Genomic DNA, 16,885 nt, shown 5'->3' with positions numbered 1-16,885 from the left:
CATGAATATCAACTCATATATTGAATACTCGCAGGAAGTGAGAGAAGCCAGAAAGGCAGGGAAGGCGATTGTGGCATTGGAATCAACGATTATTTCTCACGGAATGCCCTATCCACAAAATGTGAAGACCGCCCGTGAAGTAGAGGATATCATTCGTTCAAAGGGGGCCGTTCCGGCAACGATTGCCATTTTGAACGGGAAAATCAAGATTGGGTTGTCCCATGAAGAGCTCGAATATTTAGGGCAGGCGACAGACGTGATCAAGGCAAGTCGCCGCGACATCCCTTATATCCTTGCTTCTAAAAAGGACGGTGCGACTACGGTTGCTGCTACCATGATTTGCGCGGAGCTAGCTGATATTTCCGTTTTCGTGACAGGGGGCATCGGCGGTGTTCACAGAAATGCAGAGGTGACGATGGATGTTTCGGCGGATCTCGAAGAACTTGCCGTGACGAATGTGGCCGTTGTCTGTGCAGGGGCAAAATCGATTCTGGATATAGGCTTGACGATGGAATACCTGGAAACAAAAGGAGTGCCTGTCTTAGGGTACGGAACAGAATCCTTACCGTCCTTTTACACACGAAGCAGTCCTTTTTCAGTGAACTATAAAGTAGAGACACCAGAAGAGACGGCTGATATTTTAAAAGCGAAATGGGATCTTGGATTGAAGGGAGGCGTGGTGGTCGCTAACCCGATCCCTGCCGAGGATGCCCTGGATGAAAACGATATGAATAGGATCATAGAAAGAGCGTTAAACGAAGCGGAAGAACAAGGGATTGCCGGAAAGGAAGCAACACCATTCCTCTTAGGTAAAGTAAAGGAATTAACAGACGGTAAGAGCCTTACAGCGAATATCGCCCTCGTAAAGAACAATGCTCACGTAGGAGCCGATATTGCGGTTCATTACGCCAAGCTAGCTAAGGTAGAAAGCTTCTAATCTATGTGAAAATAGTGAACCCGGGGCAGATTGTAAAAGCCCTGGTTTTTTTATTTAAATATATTGGTCATTTATATGTAACTAGAGGTAGGGTAAAATGGTGGTAAATAACGTTACGAAAAAGGAAGGTAATATGGCTGATATGCAACCCTATCATGCATTGAGTGTTGATTCGATTCCAGTCCCGGCTGCAATAATAGATGTGAAAGGTCAATCCTTCATAGAAGAGAATGAAGAATGGAAAGGATTGACCCTGCAAGAAGACAATTTTCTTCAGAGAATGTTAGAAGAAAAGAATTGTTCCATTCGCTTAAATCATTATACCTACACAGTTAAACGAAAACAGATGGATGAGCAAAAAGAATTAGTGATGATTGTTCCAGAGGCTTGTGGAGAGAAGCACGTTTCTCATGACTATTCGAATAACTCCCGCTCGGCCATATATGAGTCTCTTATTTATAACACCCCGACTTGTGTCTGTATCCTTGATAAAAAAGGGAGAGTCGTGGAAATGAATCAGTCCTTTCAGGAGCTGTTTCATATCCCGGATACCGTTCTTGGTGAGTCCCTTTGCAATCAAACACCCCTTCAGAATCAATCCTTTATCACCTTAGTGATGAACGGAATAAGGGGAGTGAATACAACCGGGGAAGAAGTAACCTTCATAATGAATAAGGAACGGAAGATTACATGCAATATTACAATCTCCCCGGCCAATTACAAAAGTGATGGGACCGTAGACAGTGTCGGAATCATCCTTCACGACATCACCGAGAAGAAAAACTATGAAAACGAACTGGTCTCATTGAAAGCGGAACTCGAGAACACGCTCCGGCTCCAAAAGACGATCACCTATAAGATTAATAAGAGAGACAATGAATTTGTGATCGAGATGGCGGCAGGGGAGCTATTGAAAAAATTAAATCTGACTCCTTCAAAGGTGATTGGTAAAACCATTGAAGAAGTATTTGATTCCCATCACTTAGGGAAAATCCAGCCTAAACTAAAGCGTATATGGGAAACAGGGGAAGAGTTGACGTATGAGGATGAATACAAGGAATTAGAATATATCGCCTCCATCGTTCCAGTGGTGCAGGATGGAAACGTCGTGGAAATCATCTGTTCCATTTCGGACATTTCCCTGATCAAAGATATTCAGAGAAAACTGATCGAAAGCGAACAAAAGTATAAGTCGATTGTGAAATACAGTCCTGACAATATTTATATGGTCGATACAAAAGGGATCATCCAGGAGGTAAACCCCGCTGTGAAAACGCAGTGGAATCATATCTCTCCTCATATGATCGGCAGTCACTTCAGTGAATTCATCGCGGAAGGCAGTAAGCATTCAGCCATCAATCACTTTGAAGTCGCCCTTAAAGGAGAAGCGTCAAGATTTGTCACCACCTTCGAAAATGGAGAAGGTGGCAAAAGCCATGTAGCGGTCACCAACATCCCGATCCGGGTCAAAAACAAGGTCATCGGAATTTATGGATTCGGTCAGGACATCACAGAAAAACTGAAGATGGAAGAAGAACTAAAGGAAGCGAAAGAATTACTGGAAGCGTACTTCGAGCATGCTGGAGACGGAATTGTCCTTTTAGATCCAGAGGGAAGCGTATTAAAGGTCAATCAGCAGTTTGAATCGATGTTCGGCTGGAATAAGGATGAAATTACAGGACGGAAAATCACCTTTATTCACCAGGAAGACCAAGTAGGACAGTTCAGACAGAATTTAATGACCATCAAGGCCGGGAAGCGAATAAAGGACTATGAAACGGTGCGGTACCGAAAAGACGGCACGCCGATCGAAATTGCCTTTAACATGAACCCGATCATAAATGACGATGGAAACCTGATCGGTATTTCGGCCATCATCCGGGACTTATCCGAGAAGAAACGAAATGAAGACTTACTGAAGAAATCGGAACAGTTAGCGATGATCGGACAGCTTGCAGCAGGAGTGGCCCATGAAATCAGAAATCCCCTGACGACCCTGAAAGGCTTCCTTCAACTGATGAAAGAAAACGCGAAGGATGACTTTTACTTGGGGGTCATCCAGGGAGAGCTCGATCGAATCGAAATCATCACCAATGAATTTCTCGCATTGGCGAAACCAAGAGCCGTTCAATTTTCCCTGACGTCCTTAACGACCCTGCTCACAAGCTCTGTTGAATTCATTAAGATGGAGTGCCTGAAGCAAGGGGTCGATGTAAGATTCTCTGTGGAAGAAGCGGAAATTGATTGTGACTCCCATCAAATGAAACAGGTCATTTTAAACGTCATGAAAAATGCCTTGGAAGCCATGCCGAGTGGCGGTCTCCTGAGTGTTCAACTTGAAAAAGAGGACGGTTATGCGAAAATCTCCATCCAGGACAACGGAAATGGAATCCCGCCGGAGCGCATGAAGCATTTAGGTGAACCGTTCTACAGCACGAAAGAAAAAGGGACCGGTCTCGGATTGATGATTTGCCAAAAAATCATCAAAGAGCATCACGGCTCACTATCGATCCAAAGCAATGTAACGGAAGGAACGACCGTTACGATTTTGCTGCCGATCGCAAAAGAAAGATAGAAAGAACTCCACGTGTGAGAGGAAACTCTTGCTGTGGAGTTTTTTTATTTCCTCGTATGTTGTCGAATGGCTGATAGGGATTATTCCGACAAAAAATGTAAATGCCAGAGAGAATGGACTCATGAAAAGCTGATATTTTCCGGGAAATAGTACGTTCTACAAATTTCGTATTTCTCTTTTCATTCTTAAGAACTTGTCTACTCATGGCGATTTGGATGGGAGCACATCGCCACGTTTCAACATCCTGGGAAAAGGTTAAAGAGAGAGAAAGAGGTGAGGAGAAATGAAGACAAACGTCTTGATTAGTGGTGGAGGAATTGGCGGTCTGACACTCGGCCTGAAATTAGCACAGTGCAATATAGACGTAACGATTGTGGAACGGTTACCAGGACCAAGCTCCGTATACAAGGGAGAGCTCCTCCAGCCAAAAAGTCTGGAAATATTTGATTCATTGGGGGTCATTGACTCCGTCTTTAAAAATGGTCATATCATTTCCGATTTGGAACTCATTGAATTGAAAAGTGCGAAATCAGAAGCGGAGAACTCCACGATGAGCTACTCGATTCTTCCAAGTCGATACCCCTATTCATTAATGATCCATCATGAAACGTTAAAGGAAATTCTACGGAAAAAAGGAGAGGAGTACCCTCCCTTCCATTATCAATCGAATACCGTTTGTAAGAAAATAGACGGTCATACCGTGATCATCGAGGACCGCGAGACGAAAGAGGCTCAAGAGATTCATAGTGATTTCATTATCGGGGCAGAAGGAAGAACCTCTGTCACCCGTGACTATATGGAAGTGGATGTGAAGGAAAAAAAGTACAACCATCATTTCTTAACGGTGACATTTCCACGGCCCAAGGAAATGGTGAAGGGACGTATCATTTCTACATATCAATCATTCCTGGGTCTATTCCCCTTACCAAACAATGAAGTACGATCCGTATATCTCATTCCAGCCGGGGAATACAAGACCCTTCGGAAAAAACCGATTTCAGAATTCCATAAGCTTTATATTCAAATGTGTCCCGATCTCGATGGCTACGTGAACCAAATTGAGGACTGGAAAAAAATCCAGCTGATGGTTCCCCTGAAATATCATGCGGAAACCTATGTGAAGGACCATCTTGCCCTGATTGGAGATGCGGTGCACACGGTTCACCCCATGGCAGGAGAAGGAATGAATATGGCCATACAGGATGGGAGCATTCTTGGAGAACTGTTGTGTGATATGTATTCGGCCGGTAGATTAGATCCGGCTAATCTGGAATGGTACCCAAAGGTTCGGAAAAGAAGGGTGGCCCATCAAATGCATCTCAGTCATTTATCGGCCCTCGTCTACTCGTATCCGTATCGCCCGGTCGGCTGGCTGCGAAATAAAAGCCTTCAGCGGATGGAGAGGGATTCGATCTCCCATTACAAGCAGATGCTCAACATATCCGGTCTCGGCATGTGGAGAGAAACCCTGTACGACCGGATGGTCCAGGGGGGAGTGCTCCCGATCAGAAAGGATTCGTTGACAGAAGAAGAGAAATCAAACACTAAATTTACAGAAATCCAGGATTATCCCTGGAAAGGAAAGGAGGGCCTACTATGATCGGGGAAATGGTGAAAGTATGGAGGGCAAGAACATGGATGAAAAAGAATGTTCCATTCCTGTACAGCTGGCATGCCTACGTAGGGTATGAAATGGATCTGTTTGATCGTTTTACAAAGCCTGCCTCCATTCAGGAAGTCGCACTTGCTAAAAATATCGAAATGGACCTCCTTGAACAGTGGGTAGAGGTCGGGATCACCATTAAGCATATGAAGCGGGTGGAGGATGGGAAAGTCACCACGAGGAACCGCTGGAAGCTGCCGACTTCAAAGAAGGACCCGCATTCATCAGGCATTTTGTTAAAAGAAATGATGGAGCTGCACATACCGGCCCTGCTGTCGTATCCACAATTATTACGTAATCAAACGAAGCAGCATTTCAACTCGGATGTCCATGGTTCTACTGTAGCGAAAACGTCGATTCTGTTAGAGCGCTTTGCCTTTCCAAAGGTACAGAAGGCGATTAAAAAGTATAATGTCAATTCGATATTGGATCTTGGCTGTGGCGAAGGCGGATATGTGAAGAGAATAGGAGACCGCTATCCTGATAAGAGAATGGTAGGGATCGAGATTCATGAAGCCGTCGCAAAGGCTGCTGAAGAGTCTCTTCAAGACTATGAAAATATTGAAATCCTTTGTAAGGACCTACATGAATATGAGCCTGAACAGCTCTTTGACATGATCATGGCCAATAATCTCTTTCACTATATCGATCCGTCCGAGCGCCTGCAATTCTTTGAAAAAGCATCGACGTGGCTGGAATCAGAAGGCTTATTCTTTGTTCTGACCCCGATGCAGAAATCAAAGCATGGGCAGCAGTTTTCCAGTGCCTTCAACAGCTTCTTCATGACATTCCAGAACCTGTATCCCATTCCGTCCCAGAAGGAGATGGAGACATTGGCCGGTAAAACAAACTTCAAAGTGGAGTCCGTCGAACCGATCGTGAAAGAAGGCGGATGGTATGTGATGATATTCAGGAAGAACTGATCCTTGCGGTGGGGATCGGTTTTTTTGTTTGGATGTGTGGTGTTGGCGTGTGGCGGAGGTGGCTTGTGTCGATTTTTCTTAGTCGATAATAATGGCCGAAGTCGATAATATATTTGAAAAGTCGATAATATATGCGGCAAAGTCGATAATATAATCCGAAAGTCGATAATATATAGGGTAAACTCGATAATAAAGAGACACGCACCTCCTTTGAGGGACGAACCAATACGTATTTGTCCCATTAATACTCCGCACACATCCGTCACAATTTTTTTCACTAAAAAGGGTAATCACCCATCGTTTTAGGGTAAAAATAGAAAGATGATTACAAATGTGGAGGAGAGCCAATTGAGTAAAGAAGTGTATGATTGTATCGGCATTGGGATAGGTCCGTATAATTTAAGTTTGGCAGCGTTGATGGAGGAGAAAACGGATCTGAAGGTGAAGTTTTTTGATCAGACTCCGGAGTTTCAGTGGCATCCGGGGATGTTGATCAATCTGACGGATCTGCAGGTTCCATTTATCGCGGATTTGGTGACGTTTGCGAATCCACAGAGCCGGTACAATTATTTGAATTATTTACATACCCATAATCGTTTATATAAATTTTTCTTTTTTCAAAAGTTTGAAATGCCGAGGCAGGAGTATAATGATTATGCCCGCTGGGTGGTCAGTCAGCTTAGCAGCTGTCAATTTCACAGTGAAGTGATCGGGGTCACGGATGAAGGCGACTGCTATAAGGTTGTGATCGATAACCGGTTGACCGACGAGCGTGAGATCTATTATGCGAAGCATGTGGTGATGGGGACGGGAAGCAAGCCGTTGATTTTAGACGAAATGAGTGGTCTACCGGATGTGGATGTCCATCATACGAGTAAGTATCTGTTCCATAAAAACACGACGATGGAAGGGTCTTCGATTACGATTGTCGGGTCCGGGCAAAGTGCTGCCGAGGTGTTTTTTGATCTTCTAAAAGAACAGAAGGATCACTCCTATCAGCTGACATGGCTGACCCGTTCCGAAGGGATCTTGCAGCTCGAGTCGTCGAAGCTCGGGCAGGAATTTTTTGCCCCTGACTATGTGGATTATTTTCATGGATTGACGTATGAGAAGCGTGTGGAGACATTAGCAACGTTAGATCAGCTGCGGAATGGGATCGATCCGGATACCCTCAATAATATTTATAATATCCTTTATAACCATTCTGTCAGTGATCACTCGCCGGACATCACGATCCAGCCTTTAACGGAAGTGAATAAGATCCGGAAAGAGGCGGACCGGTACGTCCTGAATTGCCGTCAATGGCAGGAAGAGCGTGATTTTTCCTATCAGACGGATAAGGTGATTTTGGCGACGGGTTATAAGCCGAATATTCCCGAATGGTTTTTTGAGGAGTTCGAGGACAAAATCGTCTGGGAAGATGAGAAGAAGTATAAAGTCTCCCGAAATTATAAGCTGGAATTTAAAGAGAACAGAGACCGGGGGCATCACTTCTATACGGTGACGAGCCTGGAGCATTCTCACGGTGCAGGGGCAACGAACTTGGGGCTGGCTGTCGACCGGAATATTCAAATCATCAATGACATCGTTGGTGAAGAGGTATATGAAGTGCAGAGGAACACGATTTTCTCCCAATTCACGATGGATAAATAAGGTAGTAGGGTTTGAATTCATGCACAAAGGGTAAAGTACATGTGTGATAAAAACCAAACGATAACTAGGAGTGTTTCAATTTTATGGCTAAAATAGCAACGTTAATGACAGACATGTTTGAAGACGTAGAATTTACAGATCCTGAAAAAGCGTTTAAAGAAGCGGGTCACGAAGTGGTGACGATTGAAAAAGAAAAAGGGAAATCAGTTAAAGGGAAGCAGGGCGATGCAACGGTGAAGATCGATGAAAGCATCGATGACGTCAACCCTGCAGACTTTGATGCCTTATTATTACCAGGCGGATTTTCTCCTGATCAGCTGCGTGCAGATGACCGTTTCGTGAAATTCACGAAGCATTTCATGGATGAGAAAAAACCGGTATTCGCGATTTGCCATGGCCCTCAATTACTCATCACGGCAAAAGCACTGGAAGGACGAAAAGCGACAGGCTTCAAGTCCATTAAAGTAGATATGGAATATGCAGGTGTGACGTACGAGGATAAAGAAGTCGTCGTATGCGGCAACCAGCTTGTGACAAGCAGAACACCTGATGATCTTCCGGCATTCAACCGTGAATCACTGGCACTGCTTTCTAAATAGGACAAGTAAATGAAAGGGGACATTCCCCAAGGTATTTTGTACCTTTGAGGGAATGTCCCCTTTTTCCTATCACCACTGACTACTATTTACGCAGGTTACCCATTTCTTCAATGATCGCAGTCATTTCACTCGGGCTGAATCTGTCCTTGCGATCGACCATTACATAAAGGTCGTGAAGATCTTCATACATTTCTTCATTGAAATCTTCTGGCTTTACGGCACCGGCATTGACTATTTTTAATTTTTCTTTGATGGCAGTGACCATGAATTCAATATTTTCGGTTGTGTTTTGTGATAAATCCATTTGGATCGTCCTTTCTAACGTGCATTTATTACATTTATCTTTCCATGATTCCTTCAACCTGTCAACATAACTTCCACCCGATAAGGATTTTTTTCGGAGAATGTTTTACACTATTAAGGAATGGGAAATGAGTAGGTAAGCTAAAACGTTAAAAGAAGAGCGTTCATGGTATCAATTTTGTGCCCATGAAGGAACTTTGGCCATTCTTATAGAAAATAATCTAAAGAATTTAAAGGAGGGTAATACATATGGGAAGCAATAAATTTTTCAAAGGGGTTTTGTTAGGTGCTGTAGCAGGAGGTCTTCTTTCCCTGCTGGATAAAACGACTCGTCAGGAAATGGGGACATCTTTAAAGAACAGCGGGAATTATCTTTCAACGTATTCAAAAAATCCACAAAGACTGGTCGAGTCATCGAAGGAAGTATATGAGAAATTACGCACGACAGCCGATCAAGTCAGCAGGGATATTCATTTCATCAGTGAAAAAGTAGATGAAATCAAAGGGATGACCCCACAGGTGAAAGAGATCATCGAGGAGACAAAGGAAACCTTTGAAGACTCTTCAGAAGCTTATAAGGATACGTTTTCAGATAAGGAAACATCCAATGAACTAACAACTCAGGATGAAGAAAGTCAACCTATTGCGTCTTCATTTAAGGGGTATTAACGAAACGAGGTGAAAACATGTCGGATGAGACGGTCAAAGGAGGATGGAAAGGATTTTCTAAAAGTCTTTTCTCACATATTAGTGCGAATGATGTAACGGGGCTGGCCGCGCAAATTGCCTATTACTTTCTTTTATCGCTCTTTCCACTGCTGATTTTTATCGTGACACTTTTACCATACCTTCCCGTCGAGCAGGGTGACATATTGGGTCTGGTCCGGGATTTTGCACCCGGGGAAACGATGTCCATGATCGAGGAAACCCTTCAGGACGTCATGTCGAACCGGAATTCAGGTTTACTGTCTGTCAGTATCATCGCCACGATCTGGTCGGCTTCCAATGGGATGAATGCCATCGTGAAAAGTTTAAATCGTGCCTATGATGTAGAGGAAACAAGATCATTCATTGCGACCCGTCTCATGTCTATATTATTGACACTAGCCATGATTCTTGTATTTGTCTTAGCTCTTTTACTTCCGGTGTTCGGTAAACAGATCGGTCTTTTATTATTTTCTCAATTCGGATTTTCAGAGCAATTTTTAACGGTATGGAACGGGATTCGCTGGGCGATCAGTCCCATCATTCTCTTTATCATTTTCGTTGGGTTGTATTATTTTGCTCCGAGTAAACGGATCAAATGCTTAAGTGCCTTCCCAGGGGCGATCTTTGCGACGCTTGGCTGGGTACTAGCTTCCTTGGCCTTTTCGTATTACGTAGGAAGCTTTGGGAACTATTCGGCCACATACGGCAGCATCGGAGGGATCATCGTCCTCATGATCTGGTTCTACTTAACGGGAATCATCATCATGATCGGCGGAGAAATCAATGCACTCGTAACGATTAAAGATAAAGATTCGTGTTAAAATAGGGGAAATCATTCCCCGGACATAGTACAGGAACAAGAAGGGGAAGATTCTATTAAACATTCGTGTTTAAGGGGGTCTTCTTTTTTGATGTGAAATAGAAAGAGAGGTGGAGCCTATGTTGATAGCTGCGATGGTGGAGAGGCTTGGTATCATTGTGACTATAGCCTTTGTGATGACGAGGATCAGTTTCTTCCGTCATTTAATCGAACAAAGAACACATGTGAAGAAATCCCAGACTCTGCTCCTCATCCTGCTGTTTGGTTTCTTCGGGATCGTCGGTACATATACAGGATTGATCGTGAATCCGTTTCAAGAAGAATATACAAAATGGCAGTGGCATCTTCAGCAGAATGAAGCGATCGCCAATTCCAGGGTGATTGGTGTTGTGGTCGCCGGGTTACTGGGGGGTCCAGGGATTGGACTTGGAGCTGGATTGGTCGCTGGAGTCCACCGGTATTTTCTCGGTGGATTCACGGCATTCTCGTGCGGGATCTCGACGGTTTTAGCGGGATTGCTGGCGGGGTGGATCGGGAAGCGGGAAAAGAAAAACAGGCTTGTTTCCCCTCAAAAAGCGTTTTTGGTTGGTTTTGTGGCTGAAGGGATGCAGATGCTTCTCATTCTTCTATTGTCAAAGCCATTTGATGATGCTTATTTACTCGTTTCCGACATCGGATGGCCGATGATCCTTGCAAATGGAGTCGGAACCGGGATTTTCCTGCTGATCATAAAAAGTGTTTTTTATGAAGAAGAGCGGATGGGAGCGGTTCAATCCCAGAAAGCATTACGCTTGGCTGATAGCACGGTGAAGTATATGCGAAAGGGATTGAATGCAGCCTCTGCACAGGCTACGTGTGAGATTCTGATGAGAGATGTGAACGCGTTGGCGGTTTCCATCACGAACACTTCCCACATCCTGGCTCATGTCGGCCTTGCCTCGGATCATCACCAGCAAGGGCGCCCGATTCAAACCGAAGCGACGAAACGGGTCATCGAAACGGGAGAGCTCATGAAGGTGGGAAGAGAGGATATACAGTGTGACCGGAATGGATGCCCATTGGGAGCCGCGATCATGGCCCCTCTATTAAATGGGGATGAAATTGTCGGAACGCTTAAATTCTATTTTCATTCGGAAAAAGAAATCTCGCCGATCCTGATGGAATTAACGAAGGGGATCGCGACCCTGCTTAGTCACCAGCTGGAACTGGCTGAAATCGATACCCATAAAGAGCTTGCGAAAGAGTCAGAAGTAAAGGCGCTGCAGGCACAGATCAATCCGCATTTCTTGTTCAATACCATCAATGTCATCGTGTCGTTGACGAGGATCAATCCCGATAAGGCGAGGATCCTGCTGATTTCACTATCTCAATTTGTGCGTCAGAATCTGACAGGAAGCACGAAATTCACCTCGACCCTTAAAGAAGAAGGACAGCATGTAAAGGCCTATCTCGCCATTGAAGAAGCACGATTCTTTGACCGGCTGGAAGTGGTGTATGAGATTGATGAAGATGCCCTGAAGGCGAAAGTCCCTTCGATTACCCTTCAGCCTCTTGTTGAAAATGCGATCAAGCACGGGATGAAGAATATAGAAGAAGGGTTTGTGTTGAAGATTTCGATTGAGCTGGACGGTAATGAGGTGACTGTTCGTGTTGAGGATAACGGTGCGGGGATCGATGAAGAGAGAGTGGAGAAGCTTTTGCTTGAACCCGTAGAATCACAGTCCGGTACAGGAATCGGGCTCTATAACGTGAACAAACGATTGGAAATGATGATGGGGAAAGAAGCAGGTCTATCGATCACATCATCAACAGGAAACGGAACCACCGTTGAATTTACGGTAAGGAGTGAGAAAGAATGAAAGTCGCCATTATCGATGACGAACCCTATAGCCGGGAGGAAATGAAGCATTTATTAAGCGGTTATTCATGGGTGGAAGTAGTCGGAGAAGCAAGCTCTGCTGAAAAGGGATTGGAAATCATTTTAACAAAAGAACCCGATGTCTTATTTCTTGATATTGAAATGCCTGGCATGAGCGGAGTCGACTTAGCCGAAGCCCTGCAAAAAATGAAGCACAAACCGGAAATCGTCTTTGCCACTGCCTATCCGGATTATGCCCTTAAAGCGTTCCGGGTGGAAGCCGTTGACTACTTATTGAAACCATTTGAAGAAGATCAGCTCGCACAAACGATGGAGCGCTTGAAGAATCTTTTGAAAGTGGGAGTGAAAGAGCAAAGCGAGAGCCCGTCGATGGGAAAACTTGCGGTTCAAGATGAAGACAAAATTGTATTCATCAGCCCGAAAGACATTCTATATATATTCCGTGAAGAACGGGAGACCTTTATTTGTACGGTAAAAAAGAAGTATACGTGCCGCTTGCCTATCAAGGAATTGGAATCGAAGCTCAGTACATATCCATTTTTCCGGGTTCATAAAAGCTATCTCGTTCAGCTGCCCTTCGTGGAGGAGCTCATCCCGTGGGGGAGCAGTGTGTATCAGTTGAAGGTTCATGGAGCGGATGAGGCAATTCCGGTGAGCCGGAATTATGTGAAGGAATTGAGGGAGCGATTGGAGTTGTAGGTGGTTTTTTTCTGAGTGTACCAGGTACAGATTAGGGGATTTGTACCAGGTACAATTATGGCTTTTGTTGCCAGGCACCAAACCGTCTAATAATGCCAGGCACCCATCTTTTCCACCATGCATGTTAATCCTTGTTTAGAACACCTCAACCCCAATTTCCGACATCTTAAACAGAATGTGACGAAACTGTGAATATGATTGCTATAATGAAAGCGTATTCATAAATGAACGAAAGGGGATCATAAGCATGGTCACATTTCTGATCTCGATTGTTGTATTAATTATAGGTTATTTCACATATGGAAAGTTAATTGAAAAGATTTTTGGAATCAATGAAAGTCGTTCGACTCCTGCTTATGCGAAGGCGGATGGAGTGGATTATGTACCAATGAAGACGGGGAAGAACTCCATGATCCAGCTGTTGAATATTGCTGGTGTAGGACCCATTTTCGGTCCGATCATGGGAGCACTTTATGGGCCGGTTGCCTTCCTTTGGATCGTACTCGGTGCGATTTTTGCCGGAGCGGTTCATGATTACTTAACGGGGATGATTTCGATCCGTAACGGAGGAGCTCATTTGCCGGAGCTTGCGGGACGATTCCTTGGTAAGACGATGAAGCATGTGGTAAACGCATTCTCGATTCTTTTACTCGTGCTGGTGGGTACGGTTTTCGTTACAGCACCTGCAGCACTGATCGCTAATTTGACGCCAGCGTGGATTTCATTAGGCGTCATTATTGCCGCAATTTTTATTTATTACATTGTCGCAACCCTATTACCGATTGATAAAATCATCGGTAAGGTTTACCCGCTTTTCGGAGCACTGCTTGTAGTGAGTGCAGTGGGTATCGGTGCAGGATTAGTGATTACAGGGGCGGATATTCCTGAAATCAGCTTAACGAATATGCATCCTGAATCTGTAGCGATTTTCCCATTATTATTCTTGACGATTTCTTGTGGGGCACTTTCAGGGTTCCATGCCACACAATCACCAATCATTTCAAGAACGACTCAAAATGAAAAGAACGGACGCAAGATTTTCTACGGTATGATGATTTTAGAAGCGATCATTGCGATGATCTGGGCAGCAGCTGCCATGAGCTTATTCCAGCCGGGTGAACTGAATGCCATCTTGAAAGAAGGCGGACCTGCAGCGGTTGTAAGTGAAGTATCTGTTCTTATGCTTGGGTCAATCGGTGGAACACTGGCAATCCTTGGGGTTATCATTCTTCCGATCACGTCTGGTGATACTTCATTCCGAAGTGCGCGTATGATCATTGCCGATTATATCAAAGTAGGACAGGTGAAAATCTCCAGCAGGCTTTGGATTGCGATTCCATTGTTCGTGATCTCAGTCGTGTTGACACGAATCGACTTTAACCTATTATGGAGATACTTCTCTTGGGCGAACCAATCGACAGCGATGATTGCCCTTTGGGTAGGTGCCATGTATCTGGCGCTGCAAAAGAAACCTCACTGGGTCGCAACGATTCCAGCGATCTTCATGACGATGGTGACATTTACGTATATCCTGAGTGCTCCGATCGGTTTCGGTTTATCAATGAGCACAGCGTATATGGGAGCAACAGTTGTAACCATCGCCGCGATCTTAGCATTTATTTACACATTACGAAAGCGCTTAAACGATGGATCCGTCATTCAAGTCGACGAAGACGTACCTCAAACAGCGGCTTAATGAGAAAGGGAGTTTTCCGGTAATTACCGGGAGACTCTTTTCTTTTTTGGCACAAAATAAGAATGGTTCATAGAACCACAAGTTTTCTTGATGACGACTAATTATTAGGAGTGATTCAGAATGACAAAGAAAACGAAAAAAGACGGCGGTACAAAGCAAAACGGCAAGCACAAACCGAAACAGAAAACATCCGGTTCTGCTAACGGGCAGAATGGATATCACTAGAAAATGACGGCCAATCCTTTACGGGTTGGCTTTTTTATTTGGAACTTGAGATGTTTTCTGGTGGTGGATGTATTATAATAGAGGTAGTTTCAAAAATTTAGTAGTCTCAAAAGGAGATTCCCTTATGTCGAATAATAATGATCAGCAAATACAGCCAGAAAAGAAAAAAATCAGCCTGCAGGAAGCAATGAAGCAGCAGCTGGCAAAGAAGAAAGAAGCCCAAGCAGGCGGCAAGCAAGCAACTGGGGGCCTTGCTTCCAATCAACGCATGCAAAGTCAACAAACGAAGAAGCCCAGCAATACTCGTCGTAAGATGGGGAGCTAATGGGGAAGAGCGCTCGGGAATTGGGGAGTGCTCTTTTTTTGTTTGAGATGGTGTTTCTGGTGAGGCTATACGGATGGGCTCGGGGCAGCGGTCGGTACAGCGCGAAACTTGACGAAGTGTGTAAAATGGCAGATATATCAGGAATTCGGCAGATAAAATAAAAAATGGCACATAAATCGTGAGAACGGCAGATATATCACAGAAGTGGCAGATAACTTTTTCAGTGTAGAGATCTGGTCTCGATTGGGCGTGCGAAATTTGTCGCTATATGAAGAACGGTCGATATCGTGAAAATAAGGTTGATATAATGAAAAAACGGTCGGAAAATCGAAATAACGGTTGATAAAATGCTATAACGGTCGGTAAATCGAAATAACGGTCGATAAATCCAAGTTACACCTCTTCATCCCGCCACACTCCCTTCAAAAATCAAATCTCACTAAAAAAATCAAACTTTTTCCTCTCCATAGTCGTCAAAGTAGTAGAAAAGAGGTGATCTCTCCTTGAATGAAGAACAGGTACACGATTTCACTCTGTCGAAGGAGGAAATTCTGGAAGAAGTGATGAATGAATACGGCAAAGAGGTGCTATATATCGCTTATTCTTATGTGAAGGATCACAGTCTTGCTGAAGATATCGCTCAAGAGGTGTTTGTCCGGTTTTATCAGCGGTACGATTCGTTTCGGGGAGATTCCTCGTTGAAGACGTGGATCATCCGGATAGCCATCAATCAGAGTAAGGATCATCTCAAGAAGTGGGAAACGAGGAAGCTGCTTTTTACAAATAAGTTGAGTGAATGGATTCAGGAGAGCAGGAGTCGATGGCCGGAATCTCAAACGATACATAGGGAAATGGGCAGGGAGCTGCATTCCAGGTTATTATCTTTGCCAATCAAATACAGGGAGGTTCTATTTCTGTATTATTATGATGAACTGAAAATCACGGAAATTGCCGAGTGCTTGGAGATCAACATCAATACGGCTAAAACCCGTTTGAAAACAGGGAAAGAGAAACTGCAAAAAATGTATCCAAAAGGGGTGCATCACGATGGATAGAGAGCTTCAGCGACAGGTTAGAAAAATGACGGATGAAGGATTACAGGGATTCGATTTTAATAATCAAATGAAGGATCATGTAAGGAAAAGAGTAGCTGAGGGGAAGCCGGAAAAAGAATATCGGCGCAGGTGGTATGCGCCATTGATCAGTTTTGCCATTGTTCTCATCGTTGTATTTGCGTTTGCCGTAGTGAAGGGGGAGCAATGGGGAATCCTTGGTAGCGAGAAGCTGAGTGGTTTCTTCACGAATAAATCGAACTTTGATGTGGAAATCCGCTTTGATGGAGGGATGACCATAAGTACGTTTACGGACACGATTACAAATCAAGATGGTGAGGAAAAAGCTCTAACCTTTTCTAAAGCCGAAATGAGTGAAGTTTACACAAAGATAGAGAGCCTGAATCTGAAAGGGAACAAACAGTTGTCTTACCGGGAAGGTTGCACCATTCTATCTCTTGAGAATTACATGATGAAGATAAGAGTGAATGACGATGTATATGATTATTATCATTCAGAGTGTGCGACGACGGCTGACAGAAGGGAATTCGACGAGTTACGCCAACTCATCATCACCATCATCAAACAAAAACCTGAGTACGAAGAAATGTTAAAGCAAAGATTAAAGATATGAATATTCCATTTACTTCCTCTCCCGATCATGCTATCATAATGAAAATTTCAATTAAATGCCAAGAAGAGAAGAGTAGATATCTGAAATCTTTACAGAGAGCTCCGGAAGCTGAAAAGGAGCAAGAGGGACGGTATTGAATCAAGACTCTGAGCAGCGCATCGGAACCGGGTGTCGGGGATGGTGTGACGGAAGCT

At 44.1% G+C, this 16,885-nt stretch carries 15 protein-coding genes and 1 other annotated feature (1 of these 16 only partly in view); of the genes, 14 read left to right on the top strand and 1 reads right to left on the bottom strand.

Annotated elements, in window-relative coordinates:
• The first annotated feature begins 1 nt into the window (after position 1).
• From ACIFOD_RS16845 to ACIFOD_RS16820, 6 genes are all read left to right on the top strand, one after another.
• On the top strand, positions 2–937 hold the full coding sequence (locus ACIFOD_RS16845; RefSeq protein ID WP_430315591.1) for a pseudouridine-5'-phosphate glycosidase: 936 nt from the start codon (positions 2–4) through the stop codon (positions 935–937).
• A 133-nt stretch (positions 938–1,070) separates the two neighbouring features.
• Positions 1,071–3,512, top strand: coding sequence for a PAS domain S-box protein (locus ACIFOD_RS16840; RefSeq protein WP_430315590.1), 2,442 nt, complete (start codon positions 1,071–1,073; stop codon positions 3,510–3,512).
• Between the two features lie 283 nt (positions 3,513–3,795).
• Complete coding sequence (locus ACIFOD_RS16835) at positions 3,796–5,112, top strand: FAD-dependent oxidoreductase (RefSeq protein ID WP_430315589.1); 1,317 nt, start codon at positions 3,796–3,798, stop codon at positions 5,110–5,112.
• The gene (locus tag ACIFOD_RS16830) at positions 5,109–6,098 is read left to right on the top strand and encodes a class I SAM-dependent methyltransferase (RefSeq protein WP_430315588.1); all 990 of its coding nucleotides are present in this window, start codon (positions 5,109–5,111) and stop codon (positions 6,096–6,098) included. Before ACIFOD_RS16835 ends, ACIFOD_RS16830 begins: the two co-directional genes overlap by 4 nt.
• 348 nt (positions 6,099–6,446) lie before the next feature.
• Positions 6,447–7,751: a lysine N(6)-hydroxylase/L-ornithine N(5)-oxygenase family protein gene (locus ACIFOD_RS16825; RefSeq protein ID WP_430315587.1), complete on the top strand. Its 1,305-nt coding sequence runs from the start codon at positions 6,447–6,449 to the stop codon at positions 7,749–7,751.
• Between the two features lie 83 nt (positions 7,752–7,834).
• Positions 7,835–8,350, top strand: coding sequence for a type 1 glutamine amidotransferase domain-containing protein (locus ACIFOD_RS16820; protein WP_113968689.1), 516 nt, complete (start codon positions 7,835–7,837; stop codon positions 8,348–8,350).
• Positions 8,351–8,432: 82 nt separating this feature from the next.
• Here the strand turns inward: ACIFOD_RS16820 and ACIFOD_RS16815 are convergent, their stop codons facing one another.
• Positions 8,433–8,654 (bottom strand): DUF1128 domain-containing protein, encoded by a 222-nt coding sequence (locus tag ACIFOD_RS16815; RefSeq protein ID WP_044338940.1) that lies wholly within the window; start codon positions 8,652–8,654, stop codon positions 8,433–8,435.
• A gap of 248 nt (positions 8,655–8,902) precedes the next feature.
• On the opposite strand from ACIFOD_RS16815, the gene ACIFOD_RS16810 reads away from it, so the two are divergent.
• The 8 genes from ACIFOD_RS16810 to ACIFOD_RS16775 all read left to right on the top strand — a co-directional run bounded on the left by ACIFOD_RS16810 (position 8,903) and on the right by ACIFOD_RS16775 (position 16,691).
• Complete coding sequence (locus ACIFOD_RS16810) at positions 8,903–9,322, top strand: hypothetical protein (protein WP_430315586.1); 420 nt, start codon at positions 8,903–8,905, stop codon at positions 9,320–9,322.
• Between the two features lie 17 nt (positions 9,323–9,339).
• Positions 9,340–10,182, top strand: a complete 843-nt coding sequence (locus ACIFOD_RS16805) for a YihY/virulence factor BrkB family protein (RefSeq protein ID WP_430315585.1) — start codon at positions 9,340–9,342, stop codon at positions 10,180–10,182.
• 118 nt (positions 10,183–10,300) lie between these two features.
• Positions 10,301–12,040, top strand: a complete 1,740-nt coding sequence (locus ACIFOD_RS16800) for a LytS/YhcK type 5TM receptor domain-containing protein (protein ID WP_430315584.1) — start codon at positions 10,301–10,303, stop codon at positions 12,038–12,040.
• Positions 12,037–12,759 (top strand): LytR/AlgR family response regulator transcription factor, encoded by a 723-nt coding sequence (locus tag ACIFOD_RS16795; protein WP_430315583.1) that lies wholly within the window; start codon positions 12,037–12,039, stop codon positions 12,757–12,759. Before ACIFOD_RS16800 ends, ACIFOD_RS16795 begins: the two co-directional genes overlap by 4 nt.
• 247 nt (positions 12,760–13,006) lie before the next feature.
• Positions 13,007–14,455: a carbon starvation CstA family protein gene (locus ACIFOD_RS16790; protein ID WP_430315582.1), complete on the top strand. Its 1,449-nt coding sequence runs from the start codon at positions 13,007–13,009 to the stop codon at positions 14,453–14,455.
• 349 nt (positions 14,456–14,804) lie between these two features.
• The gene (locus tag ACIFOD_RS16785) at positions 14,805–15,005 is read left to right on the top strand and encodes a hypothetical protein (protein ID WP_113968695.1); all 201 of its coding nucleotides are present in this window, start codon (positions 14,805–14,807) and stop codon (positions 15,003–15,005) included.
• A gap of 503 nt (positions 15,006–15,508) precedes the next feature.
• Positions 15,509–16,060, top strand: coding sequence for a sigma-70 family RNA polymerase sigma factor (locus tag ACIFOD_RS16780; protein ID WP_430315581.1), 552 nt, complete (start codon positions 15,509–15,511; stop codon positions 16,058–16,060).
• Positions 16,053–16,691 (top strand): hypothetical protein, encoded by a 639-nt coding sequence (locus tag ACIFOD_RS16775; RefSeq protein ID WP_430315580.1) that lies wholly within the window; start codon positions 16,053–16,055, stop codon positions 16,689–16,691. Before ACIFOD_RS16780 ends, ACIFOD_RS16775 begins: the two co-directional genes overlap by 8 nt.
• A gap of 51 nt (positions 16,692–16,742) precedes the next feature.
• Positions 16,743–16,885: a binding site (T-box leader), on the top strand; it runs 108 nt beyond the window's last position.

Origin of the sequence: Rossellomorea sp. NRS-1567 (assembly GCF_050467885.1) — a bacterium.
Classification (GTDB): domain Bacteria; phylum Bacillota; class Bacilli; order Bacillales; family Bacillaceae_B; genus Rossellomorea; species Rossellomorea aquimaris_C.
The sequence above is the reverse complement of the archived record's forward strand: the minus strand, read 5'-3'. Positions and strand labels throughout refer to the sequence as shown.

Bases quoted from the DNA above. Each gene is read 5' to 3' on its own strand.
- ACIFOD_RS16835 (WP_430315589.1), top strand. From the start codon at position 3,796: ATGAAGACAAACGTCTTGATTAGTGGTGGAGGAATTGGCGGTCTGACA.
- ACIFOD_RS16830 (WP_430315588.1), top strand. From the start codon at position 5,109: ATGATCGGGGAAATGGTGAAAGTATGGAGGGCAAGAACATGGATGAAA.
- ACIFOD_RS16790 (WP_430315582.1), top strand. From the start codon at position 13,007: ATGGTCACATTTCTGATCTCGATTGTTGTATTAATTATAGGTTATTTC.
- ACIFOD_RS16840 (WP_430315590.1), top strand. From the start codon at position 1,071: ATGGCTGATATGCAACCCTATCATGCATTGAGTGTTGATTCGATTCCA.
- ACIFOD_RS16775 (WP_430315580.1), top strand. From the start codon at position 16,053: ATGGATAGAGAGCTTCAGCGACAGGTTAGAAAAATGACGGATGAAGGA.
- ACIFOD_RS16820 (WP_113968689.1), top strand. From the start codon at position 7,835: ATGGCTAAAATAGCAACGTTAATGACAGACATGTTTGAAGACGTAGAA.
- ACIFOD_RS16795 (WP_430315583.1), top strand. From the start codon at position 12,037: ATGAAAGTCGCCATTATCGATGACGAACCCTATAGCCGGGAGGAAATG.
- ACIFOD_RS16845 (WP_430315591.1), top strand. From the start codon at position 2: ATGAATATCAACTCATATATTGAATACTCGCAGGAAGTGAGAGAAGCC.
- ACIFOD_RS16815 (WP_044338940.1), bottom strand. From the start codon at position 8,654: ATGGATTTATCACAAAACACAACCGAAAATATTGAATTCATGGTCACT.
- ACIFOD_RS16800 (WP_430315584.1), top strand. From the start codon at position 10,301: ATGTTGATAGCTGCGATGGTGGAGAGGCTTGGTATCATTGTGACTATA.
- ACIFOD_RS16785 (WP_113968695.1), top strand. From the start codon at position 14,805: ATGTCGAATAATAATGATCAGCAAATACAGCCAGAAAAGAAAAAAATC.
- ACIFOD_RS16810 (WP_430315586.1), top strand. From the start codon at position 8,903: ATGGGAAGCAATAAATTTTTCAAAGGGGTTTTGTTAGGTGCTGTAGCA.
- ACIFOD_RS16805 (WP_430315585.1), top strand. From the start codon at position 9,340: ATGTCGGATGAGACGGTCAAAGGAGGATGGAAAGGATTTTCTAAAAGT.